1 pseudogene is annotated in these 674 nt (G+C 55.0%); it reads left to right on the forward strand.

The window, feature by feature from the left end:
- Positions 1-674: pseudogene (locus C484_RS12135) on the forward strand (IS630 family transposase); the annotation flags it as partial.

Raw genomic sequence — 674 nt, forward strand, 5'->3', positions numbered from 1 at the left:
GGCTCTTAGCGGCAATAGCGTACAAAAACGGCGTTACACAGACTGAACTAGCCGAATGGTACGACGTTCAGCGACGCACGATCTATAGCTGGCTCAAGCGACTCGACACCGACGAGTCGCTTGAGCAGGCTGTAACTGACGATCACCGAACTGGGAGAAAGAGAAAGCTCTCAGAAAAAGAGCAACACGAATTCGAAGAAGCTGTCCACGACTCACCCGAAGAAGTTGGGGTTGACGCGCCGGCGTGGACGCCGGCACTCGTCCAGCAGTATCTCGACGAGACCTACGATGTTGAGTACTCAATCCCGAGTTGCCGGCGGTTGCTCAAAGAAGCGGGATTGAGCCATCAAAAACCACGCCGTACAGCCGCTGANAGGCTGACGAACAAGAGACGTTCCACGAAGAACTCAAAAAAAGCGGCGGGAGATGGACGCCACAGTAGTCTGTATCGATCAAACCAAGAGATCCGTGCAAGTTGAGCCGCGTGCCGCGTGGTTTCCGCGCGGCACGCGGCCGGCCATCGAATTGTCCGGGCAACGCGACTGGACGTGTCTCTTGGGCGCGATCACCGAGGACGGTGATCGCTTTTTCTCTCGGTTCGAAGAGTACGTGACCGCCGAACATGCGAAACATTTCATTCTCGCGTTATGCAACGAGTTCGAAGATAATTTGAT

It is taken from the genome of Natrialba taiwanensis DSM 12281, from assembly GCF_000337595.1.
Lineage (GTDB): Archaea > Halobacteriota > Halobacteria > Halobacteriales > Natrialbaceae > Natrialba > Natrialba taiwanensis.